Source organism: Neptuniibacter sp. CAU 1671, assembly GCF_029222905.1.
In the GTDB taxonomy this organism is placed as follows: Bacteria; Pseudomonadota; Gammaproteobacteria; order Pseudomonadales; family Balneatricaceae; genus Neptuniibacter.
Map to the genome: position 1 here is coordinate 89,312 of NZ_JARHUE010000004.1, position 9,021 is coordinate 98,332.

A 9,021-nucleotide genomic window follows, 5' to 3' on the forward strand; every position below is an offset into this window, starting at 1 on the left:
TCAGACATCCTCAAGCGGCGCAAGCAGCAAGGGCTTTTCGCACAGGTCTATCGCCATAATCTGGGGATAGACATCAAACCATTGGCGGAACACTTCGAAATTCATTTTTTGCGGCCAGTTATCACCCAGCTCGTCCCAGGCAGACAGTTCATTCTGAAAAATAGAGAGCCAGCACTGTTCCAGTTGTTGATTAAAATCACTCTCCAGCACCACTTCGGGAATCAGATACACCGTACCCTCACGACGCTGTTCATCGATGGACAGGTTTTGATGCAGACCATCAGCGTCCACATCCAACTGGTTGGTCCAATCCACAAATGGCTGTTTCGGCAACACAACAAATGCCGATCGGTTAAGCAGTTTCATGTCCAGATTCCGTTATTCAGAAGGGCAGTTCAATACGGACAGCAGCAAAGGTGAGTTAAGTCAGGCCCGGGTTTTAGATATACTCTCACAGAGCCGTGAGCTAAACGAGTCTGATTATCCAACATGAGCCATCCTCTGTGAATATCCGGGTCCTGCCCAGTCTTAACAGCCGCGAGCAGTGGATTGCCTTCTGCCGTCGCGAACAACCCTACTGCTATGTTGAAAGCCCGCCTTGTCTGGTGGATTTTCAGACCAGCTTTCTGCAGCTCACCCTGTTTCCTGAGCAGGGTGATGCAATACAGTACAGTCTTGGATCGCGCAGCAGTATGGAACCTGCCTGGCAGTTGATTAAAGCCTGTCAGTGGGATCTTGATGCGCTGATAAAGGGCCTGAACGAGCTGGATTTCAGCAGTAACGTGCGGGATAACGCGCTGCTTCAGGTACATACAGACCTGACGGCACGCAAGGTATTTTCCAGAGAAAAACTACAGCCACCCCATCAGATTGGGCTACTTAAACCACTGATGGCACTGCCAACAGGTTGGGATAACCAGTCGCTGAGTCAGATGATCAGCCATGGTCAGTACACTGATCTGCGATCCGAGCAGGTACTGTTACCCGGCACTCAGCTCAGACCCAGCGCACCGGCCGAACCACCGTCACCGGCGGAACTGATCCAGCTGCTAATTGAGGATGATCATCCCTGCAGCGCAGAGATGCGCGATAACAGGCTGTACCTGCTGCTGCATGGTCAGCCGATCGCCAGTCTGATCCCCCGACTGCACTGGCCAGAACCGCGTCTGGCCTGAGCCGGCAGTCCGCAGGTCTGAATGCTCAGACCTCCAGGGTTTCCTCAGCTTCTTCCTCGGCACGCTCTGCCATCATTCTCAGCGGGTTATCTGAGTTCAGCAATTGCCGACCTTTCAGGGTGGGAAACTCCACATCCAGATCCACCACCCTGCCATCACGGCAGACGTTGATAATGGTATCCATACAGGAGCTAAGCAGAGAATACTTCTCATCCGGTGCTGCAATAATGGTTTGCAGACCCAGATCGCTCATAAAGCCCAGAGAAGTCACAGTGTTTTCAGAGTCCAGCTTGTTAAAGGCTTCGTCAAACACCGACAGACTCATACCACCCAGCGGTTTGCCATCACTGCTTTCGCGCAGACGGTAGGTGGCACCCAGCGCCGCCGCAATCGCAACGTAGAATGGCACTTGGTGCTCACCACCGGAACCGGTCTTGATACGCTGCGTCAGGGTTGTCTTGCGGTTGCCATCCAGATCCTTGACCACCAATTCGAAGTTATAGAAGTTACGGTAGTCCTGCAGCAGGCTGCTCTCACCTTCATCTTTCAGCACTTCATGGATCTTGGTCAGTGCATCTTTATGGGTGCGATCACCATCAAACTTCATATCAAACAGTGACCCCACATTAGCACCGTCGATCTGGGTATAGGCTTCCACCAGTTCCAGAATATCTTTCAGCTCTGGATTGGGTGTCATCTCAAAGCTATACATCTCTTTGTGGAACGGACGGCCTTTCAGGTGCTGATTCAGTTCTCGAATCAGATCTTTAATTTTGTTGATCTGATCATTCAGATGCGCCACAAAGTCAGAACGGAAGGCCGTCTCCGCTTCCTGACGGGCACGTTCAGCTTTCTGACTGTAGTTCGCCAGCTCTGAGTCTTTAAGTGCCTGAATAGTTTCATCGACAAATTCAGACAGCTCTTCATGGGTAGAGTCCTGCGTTACTTTATCCAGTTGCTGATGGCTCAGGCCACCGCCATGGTATTTCGCCTTGTACTGAGCCACGCCATCACGTACCGCATTTTTCTTTTTCTCATGCAGCGCCAGCTCGGACTGAGCGCGTTTAGCCGCCTCAAAGATCACCCGTTCCAGTTCACCGGCGCAAGATTCATCCAGATAATCCCGTTTCTCCTGCGCTGCCTGCGCATCAAAGTCTTCACGGCTTTCACACACAGAACGGGCGGTTGCATGCTCTTCCAGTTCTTTATCCAGCACTTCCAGTGCGGCAGTATCCTTGATAATGGCCGTGCGTACTTTCTGCAGTTTGTCCATCAGACTGCGCTGGGTCTGTTCCGCTTCTTTCTGCTCAGCGACCAGATCGGTAATACGCTGCTGAATGCCGGTGTCATCCTGATTACGCAGATCGATGATCGCCTGACGCTGACCTTCGATTTCGGTCGTCAGCTGTTCACGCTGGTTCACCAGATCAAATACCCGCTCATTGATCGCATCCAGACCGTTATGCAGGGTGATCAAACCATCACGCAGTTTTTCAAGACTCTCGTGATTGCGCCCAAGCGTGCTGAACTCCTGCACCAGTTGATCCACCTGCTTGCCCTGCAAACTGGCCTGATCCGCACGGCGACGAATGCCCATGATCGGCTGCATTTCGTTGATCGCGGTCGTGGAACCTTCCGTCTGCAACATGCAGTCATAGGTCAGGGCGCGTTCATGGCGCAGCAGTTCGTTTTCGGTTTCAACCGCCATTACCCCACCGAGGGCACGATTCAGGTAAGCCTTCGCATGATCGTTGTCGGTGTCAATAAAGTGCGCCAGAGAACCTGCTTTATAACGGTTGAGCCATTCACCGGTTTTGGTGGTGTTCACGATACGGCAACCTTTCAGGTGACGACCCTTACGGCGGTATAAGGTGATCGCCTCCTTCACTCGGTCAGGCTCAACAATCAGGGCTTCACGACGGGCACCCAGAAAAGACTCCAGCGCGATACGCCATTTATCGTCATTAATGTCCGCCAGTTCACAGACAGGGGTACTCTCGATGCCGTACTCCTGCAGCAGCTCCATCAGCTCACGGGTGTTGTGACGCACTGGTGCATGGCCCTGCTTCAGGGCTTCTACCGCATTTTTCTGATCCTGAATGGTGGAGCGCAGTTCGGAGATACGAATCACCGACTGCTCATAGCGACGGGAGACTTCACGGCGCACACCTTCGATCTGCTGTTTCATGCTGTCCAGTGCGTTATCCACTTCCACCGGTGCATGGGGCCACAGATCTGACATCATGTCCTGACCACTGCGCCACAGGGTGACACACTGCTCAACCACCGGGGCAAACTTCTCCGGCAGTAAATCTTTGTTTTCAGCAAAACTCACGGTCGTACGCATCAGGCTGTAGACCCGCTGAATACGGTCTTTGACTACATTCACCTCGTGGGTTTTGGCTGCAATTGAGGACTCAAGTGCCTTCACTTTGTGCGCCGAATCCGAGGTATTCAGTTCGGCACGGGCGTTGGCGAGATCCTGCATCAGCTGAGCCAGCTCAGCCTGCTTCAGATCCAGTTCCTGCTGCAGGGTGGTTTCTTTTTCCTGATTGTCTTCGAGGCGCTCTGCTGCATCCTCTTTTTTCAGGTCAGCGTCTTCAAAACGGGTTTCATGCACCACCCATTCATACTCTGCCGCGTTTTTAATATTGCGGGAGATACCGCTGCACAGCTCCTGAACCTTCTCCAGTTCCGTGATTCGGTTGGCCACCTCGCGGGTTTTCTGCTCCATCGCCCGGTATTCATCCAGGGATTTGCGGAAACCACCTACGTGCACGATGTTTTCATCCAGCACAAATTCACGAATAAAGCGGGTTGGACTGTCAATCGGTACAAACTTCAGGGCGTTCTTGAAGTTTTTGACGAACTTGTCGTCATCATTCGGCATCTGGGTGTCATGACTGAGCAGCGTCACCATTTCGCGCACAAAACGGCTTGAGCGCTTCTCCAGAATCATGTCCGGACACTGCTTCAGCAGATTCTCGCGCACTACCGGCCAGGGTTTTGGCAGGCGGCCGTTGGGTGTTTTTTCGGTAAAGTCATCCAACGATACTGCGCAGTTAGGCAGAATAAAACGACCCAGCACATCCTCTTCAGCCGCCGCCGTGGTGGCACTGATCGCCAGACCTACAGTGGTTTCCTGCGCGGTTTCGGTATCAAAAAAACTCATCGCCAAATAACAGAGCGAATCGGTACGTGCAGTATTCTTGCGGCCATCATCATCCAGAAAACCCAGACAGTAGGTACGCAGACTACGCTCACTTTTTTCACCCGCAGAGGCGTTAAAGCTTAAATGGCGCTTGTTCCCCCCCATCAGCACGGTCTGGATCGCATCCAGCAACGATGACTTACCGGAGCCGTTGGGGCCAACCACCGCCACATTACCTTTAATCGGGATCTCTACCGCACCCAGCACATACCAGTTCACCAGGACCATTCGGTTCAGTTGTTTCATGGTGCAGTCACCTCTTGCTCGCTGGTCTGTTCTGCAGTGGGTTCATCAATATCATCCGCCCCAGCCTCATCGGGATCACAGAGCCCTTCCAGTTGGCGAATATAATCTTCAACCACCACCTGACGGATAATCGGATTTATTTTCAGAGGCACGTTTTTGGGATCTGTCTCATCAGCTTTACCCCGTTCAATCACGCCATGACGTGAAAACAGTGACAGAATCTCTTTCAGACGGGTTTCATTAGGGATCTCTTTACCGGTCAGGTTTTCATAAGTGGTCAGCAGTTCATCCGTGCTGGTATAGGCCTGCCCAGCCTCCACATCAAACGACTCCAGACGCTGTTCATATTGCTGACGAATACAAAGCAACAACAGAGACTCATCGAGCTTAAGGCGCATATAGCGCTCTTCGCCCTTTGGCAGAATACCCATGTAGGCTTCATCAGGCTGATAAACAAACGACCAGCCGATCGCTTCAAACAGGTTGGTGAAGTAATCCACATGGGACGCCACCAGAAAATAACTTTCCCGGTGCACCGGGCGATCCGCATAGAGGAACTGATTGGTCAGGAGCTGGTTGGCAGCACGGCTGAAATCACTGGCCTGATACTGGTCGCTACGACTGACGATTTTCTGCAAATCACCTAGCATTTATGCTTTCCTCTGGATGACAAAGTCCCGACACTCCACCATGTCGGCAACGTTCACGTACTTTTCCTGAAAACTGATCTGATACTGATCCATGGTCTTGCGGGCTTTTTTACCCAACGACTTCAAATGGCGCAGGTAGCTGAAACAGATATAGTCTTCAATGGTTTCGATGCTGAATTCAGCCGCCGAAACCTGATCCTTACCAAGCAGATGGCGTTCCAGATACAACTCGATCCGGTCAACCCGCACCTCACGCCGCTCTTTGTATTCTTTGAACAGCTGACGCAGTTCCAGCACTCTTGGGTCGATCTCCTGCTGGGTGATCACCCGTGGTTCGGCTGGCTGACGGCGTTTAATCGGGTTACGAATACTGCCTGGTGCCAGAAAACCCACGGTTTCCAGCGAGTTGATGCGCGGAATTTCACGACCATCGCGACGGGCAACCTGCGTAATCACCCGGGAGAGACGTGATGCCATGCCCGGTGTGGTTTTATCCATGTACCGCACGGTATCCGATACCCGTTTTTCCAGCCTATAGCGGAAATCATCAATGATCGCCAGACGCTGATCCACCGACTCAAAGATGCGGATTATCCGGTTGATATGCTGATGCACCTTGGCCTCAGCTTCATACAGACTGATTTCAAACTGCTGCTGATAATGTTCGGTCAAACGCTGCACCGTCAGGCTATCGAACTGCAGTTCACGCAGCAGAGACAAGATCTGCTGCCGGAAACGGAACGGGTTATTCTTGGTTTTCAGTGTCTTGTAGTCGGAGACCAGAATGTGTTCAACAAACCGGTCAAAGAAGTTGCGCACAATCTCCTGCGGGTTATTGCTCTGGGACAGATTGATCTTCAGTTCACGCAATCCGAGCATCATATCGGTCAGGTGAGCACTGAAATCTGCGGCTGTCTGGGCGGCTTCTGACAGGGTAATACCGCGGCCCACCGGGTCTTTAATTGCAGCTTCCAGCGAGCTCAAAACGTTCAGAACCGCGCCACCGTAACTGCGTTTTTCCAGATTGGCGATGGCAACCAATGTACGCAGCAAGAAGCTAATCGACGGTGACAGCAACACATAGGTGCGATAGATGCGCTGCTCTTCTTCCAGCCAGCCGGTTTCAACCAGGCGCCGGTAGATACGGCTGGTATATTCCGCGCTGGAGCTGGGCAGGGCCTGCTGCTCCTCTGCGCTTTCGCCCTCTTCCGGCTCCCAGCGTCTGACGCCCAGACGCACCACCGCATCTTCAATAGCAGAGCGCACTAAGTCCTTGGGGACAAAAGGATCAACCAGATCCTCATCAAAAAACAGATCGGCCAGAGAAAGCAGGACCGACTGATAAACCTGTCGGTTCTGACCGGACAACGGTATGAAAAGTTGATCGGGCAACTTGTTGAAAAGCATTCAGGCGATATCCGCGTCCTAGAAGGTAATTTTTATCACGTAATGGATCGATTCTAACGGAAAAAAACCGGAGGGATAAGGCCGAATTGTGACTCAGCTTAAATCGATGATTTATAAGCCACAGAAACAAAAACGCCCCGCTTAGCGGGGCGTTTTGTCAATGATGCAGCAGTTAATTACTGATCAACATCCAGGTTATTACCTGCCAGCAGGGTGGTCAGATCAGAAACATCACCATTTACAACGATGGTCTGATCAATTGTACCTGCCGCATTGGCATCACCACCGGTATAAACATTGATGGTTGTCTGACCAGAGTCACTGTCAAAGCTGGCTTTGAGGTAATCGTCCAGAGAGTCAGCACCACCAATATCCAGTGCACCGGTTGGATCCAGCAGATCTGCCAGGTCCAGCACATCACCTTCACCTGCGTTGAAGTCAGTGATTGTGTCTACACCACCATCGGCATCACCATCCTGCCAGATGTAAGTATCAGCACCAGTACCACCAGTGATCGTGTCGGAGCCAGCACCACCGTAGATAGTATCTGCACCGTCACCACCGACAATCGAGTCATTACCACCCAAGCCAGTTAGAATGTCGTTTCCATCACGGCCAAACAGCAAGTCATCAGAAGAACCACCAGTCAAGTCATCTGCATTATTGGTACCAAACATCAGGTTCGGGTCATTGGTACCGACTGCAGTAATACCCAGATCACCTGGATCATCCAGACTGAAGTCAAAGCGGACAAAACGTGCCTGATAGTTGCCGCCATCATCATCATTGTACAGTACATCCCATGTATCACCCGCTGATGGCGGGTTAGCTGTCAGGTATTCAGCCAGCGTCTGTGTACCACCCACTTCAACAATCTCGGTGTAGCTGGCGGTATACTTCATCAAGCCGGTTTCAGCGTCATATACCCAGCGATCTGCATCACCACCACCGTTGCCCGTGCCTTCAATGACCATGAACTCAACGCCATTGATGGTTACGGTCGCAGTGACTTCCTCTTCCAATTGAGCACCGTCCTGTGAGCCAACATCAATAGGCACAGTGAATGGTGACTGCTGGAAGTCGGTAAACAGGGTAACCGAACCGTTAGTTGGATCCGCAATAATACTGTTAACCAGAGACTGCTCCAGCACCAAACTAGATTCCTGATCGTTACCAGAAGTCAGCGGAGAACTACCGTTACCCACCTGCGCCGACTGCTGTGGAAGCTCATTCGGTGGAAGTGCATGCAGTGTGACATTTGCAGTTTCATTAACAATAGTGCCGTCAGTATCCGTATCGGTCACGGTGTAGGTGATCAGATCGGTAATTTCTGCGGAGATAAAGTTAACATCAAGATCCGGATTCGCAATGAACCGGAACTCAGGCAACGATCCACCCGCCGGAACATCAAACTCCTGATTCAGCGCTACGTCTTCCCAGGAATCACCATCCCAGTAGACCACCTTGCCGATGGATACCAGGTCAGCAGGATCACCCTCAGCAGCCTGATTAACCGTCGCTTCAACCAGACTGGTAAAGGTGATTGTCAGGTCGGTATCCACATCATACACACTGAGATTCAGTGGGTAGCCATCGGTATATTCTGCTGGCAACTGACCTGGATCTGCAGGCAACCAAACATCTTTGGCCAGCTCAAGGACTGATGCATCATCCTGACCATTAATAGTAATGGTCAAACTGGTTGTAGATGTAAGGGCGCCATCGGATACAGTGTAAGAGAAGGTGTCATTCAGCTCATCACCTACATTCAATGGATCCAGAATCGGATTACTGTCATCCAGATCATAGCTGTAAGAGCCGTCTGCATTGATAGTCAATGTACCGTACAGGCCAGCCACAACAGTAGCTGCACCAATTGGTGTTGAACCATCACCCGCAGAGCCACCACTACCGGATACCTGCACAACCTGAAGGGTTGGACTGTCTATATCGGTATCCGCAACATCAGCATAGGCCTCTGCACCGTTGGCAGATTCAGCAGCATCAGAACCATGATCCTGACCATCAATGACGTTACCGGTAATCAGGGCAGCGTCAACACCATCCACACCTTCGTTGACGAAGTTAGTATCAGCATTGGCAACTGGCTGATCATTTATGTTATCCAGGCTGATATCTACAGTCGCTGTGTCTACGCCACCTTCGTTATCAACCACCTGTACGCTCAGGCTGTAATCGCCCAGCTCAGCATCATCGATGTCCTGTGTAACAGAGATCGCACCGGTCGCAGAGTCAATTGCAAACAGACCTGCTTCGTTACCACCCGTGATGCTGTACACCAGTGTATCGCCATCTGCATCCACTGCACCTA

Annotated in this window: 6 protein-coding genes; 1 reads left to right on the forward strand and 5 read right to left on the reverse strand. The window is 51.6% G+C overall.

Going from position 1 to position 9,021, the window contains the following annotated elements; genetic code table 11:
• Positions 1 to 366: a hypothetical protein gene (locus tag P2G53_RS08160; RefSeq protein ID WP_275816051.1), complete on the reverse strand. Its 366-nt coding sequence runs from the start codon at positions 364 to 366 to the stop codon at positions 1 to 3.
• Positions 367 to 503: 137 nt separating this feature from the next.
• Between P2G53_RS08160 and P2G53_RS08165 the strand changes: the two genes are divergently transcribed.
• Positions 504 to 1,175: a hypothetical protein gene (locus P2G53_RS08165; RefSeq protein ID WP_275816053.1), complete on the forward strand. Its 672-nt coding sequence runs from the start codon at positions 504 to 506 to the stop codon at positions 1,173 to 1,175.
• Between the two features lie 25 nt (positions 1,176 to 1,200).
• Here the strand turns inward: P2G53_RS08165 and P2G53_RS08170 are convergent, their stop codons facing one another.
• The 4 genes from P2G53_RS08170 to P2G53_RS08185 all read right to left on the reverse strand — a co-directional run.
• A complete protein-coding gene (locus tag P2G53_RS08170) occupies positions 1,201 to 4,632 on the reverse strand; it encodes an SbcC/MukB-like Walker B domain-containing protein (RefSeq protein ID WP_275816055.1) in 3,432 nt (1,143 codons plus the stop codon).
• Entirely contained in the window at positions 4,629 to 5,282 is a 654-nt protein-coding gene (locus P2G53_RS08175; RefSeq protein WP_275816057.1) for a DUF4194 domain-containing protein, read from the reverse strand. Before P2G53_RS08175 ends, P2G53_RS08170 begins: the two co-directional genes overlap by 4 nt.
• Positions 5,283 to 6,689: a Wadjet anti-phage system protein JetA family protein gene (locus P2G53_RS08180; RefSeq protein ID WP_275816059.1), complete on the reverse strand. Its 1,407-nt coding sequence runs from the start codon at positions 6,687 to 6,689 to the stop codon at positions 5,283 to 5,285.
• A gap of 176 nt (positions 6,690 to 6,865) precedes the next feature.
• The coding region (locus tag P2G53_RS08185) for a VCBS domain-containing protein (RefSeq protein ID WP_275816061.1) at positions 6,866 to 9,021 on the reverse strand (2,156 nt) is incomplete at its 5' end.

Excerpts from the sequence above, each read along its gene's own strand:
- P2G53_RS08160 (WP_275816051.1), bottom strand. The coding sequence starts at position 366 with ATGAAACTGCTTAACCGATCGGCATTTGTTGTGTTGCCGAAACAGCCA.
- P2G53_RS08180 (WP_275816059.1), bottom strand. The coding sequence starts at position 6,689 with ATGCTTTTCAACAAGTTGCCCGATCAACTTTTCATACCGTTGTCCGGT.
- P2G53_RS08175 (WP_275816057.1), bottom strand. The coding sequence starts at position 5,282 with ATGCTAGGTGATTTGCAGAAAATCGTCAGTCGTAGCGACCAGTATCAG.
- P2G53_RS08170 (WP_275816055.1), bottom strand. The coding sequence starts at position 4,632 with ATGAAACAACTGAACCGAATGGTCCTGGTGAACTGGTATGTGCTGGGT.